The organism is Acinetobacter sp. CIP 64.7, from assembly GCF_000369745.1.
Lineage (GTDB): Bacteria > Pseudomonadota > Gammaproteobacteria > Pseudomonadales > Moraxellaceae > Acinetobacter > Acinetobacter fasciculus.
Map to the genome: position 1 here is coordinate 5,900 of NZ_KB850187.1, position 1,300 is coordinate 7,199.

Below are 1,300 nucleotides of genomic sequence, written 5' to 3' on the forward strand. Positions count from 1 at the left end.
TCTCCGACAAACCCGGTACGGTTCAGTTTCAAACGTCTACATCGGAAACAACAATTCATTTCTGTGTACTATATGGCGAAATATACGGAAGGCACGTTGAAAGAATGTGGGTTACATAGTCAATCCAACTATACAGATGAGGATTATGACATAAAACAATACCGTAAGGTCATTGCAGATGCGGATCAGCAAGCCCATGCAGTGATTCCATCTAGGTAAAATACGAAGTCATTGAAAGATAAATTTACAGAATTACGCCGACCCCACACTCAGGTTGTAACTTAAATTTGAATAGAATAGATCTAATTTTAAATTTGGGGCTTATACTAACAGAAATAAGAGGTAGCTATACATAGAAATATGTATAACATTTAAATTTTAATTAAAATTATGCAAGGTGATTCATATTTTCTAATGTGGTGATTCACATTTTCTAATGTATTGTATGGTGCATATATATTTTTGTTTACTTTTTAGCTATTAAAATCGGCTTTGTTGCACAAAGATTTCATAACTATATGATTTTAAAAGTTTTGATTATTTTTTGATCCAAAATTAAATCTATTTAAATCAAATGCTTACATATTTATGCAACAAAGCCATTAAAATCTAACAATCAGGGTGAAAGCATGCCAAGTATTAAAATTGTTGCAAAAGAAGGACACGAGGTTTTATCTCAGACGACAGATAAGAATAGTGTTGCACTCACCGAAGCCTCGGTGGTGACATTAGGGGTTGCAAAAGCAGATATTTCAGAGATTCAGCGCAATGGAGCGGATGTTGTCATTCGTTTAAAAAGCGGTGAAGTTATTGTGATTCAAAATTTCTATAGCACCACGACAGCAACCGATAACAGTCTGGTATTAGAAGATGGCAATCAGTTGCTTTGGGTGAAGTTAACGGATGAAACAGGCGCATTTCTTGCTGAAGTGGTGTATGAGCCATTAACGACAATTGAGCCATTATTATATTCAGAGGGCGTGCCTCTTTGGGCGTGGACTGCAGGGGCAGTTGCTGTGGGAGGTTTGGCAGCAGGCTTAAGTGGCGGCGGTAGTGATGGTGGAAATGGTGGGGGCGACCAAGGACCGTCAGCAGCATATAAAGCAGCGACAGCAGCAGTGGTTGCGGCAGAACAAGCGTATCAAGATGCCAAAGATGCCTTAACAGCAGCGAACACAGACGGTTTAATCAACCCGACCGAAAAAGCGGCGCTTGAAAAGGCTAAGACTGATGCCGAAGCGGCGAAAGCAGCAGCTCAAGCAAAAGTTGAGGCATTACCAGCGACAGAACAAACTGCCAA

At 39.8% G+C, this 1,300-nt stretch carries 2 protein-coding genes; both read left to right on the forward strand.

Features of this window, described 5'->3' with window-relative positions; translation table 11 throughout:
• On the forward strand, nucleotides 1–219 hold a 219-nt coding region (locus F890_RS18695), incomplete at its 5' end, for a hypothetical protein (RefSeq protein WP_005268514.1).
• Nucleotides 220–629: 410 nt separating this feature from the next.
• Nucleotides 630–1,300, forward strand: a 671-nt coding sequence (locus tag F890_RS17550) for a BapA/Bap/LapF family prefix-like domain-containing protein (RefSeq protein ID WP_005268515.1), incomplete at its 3' end; no start/stop codon positions are given.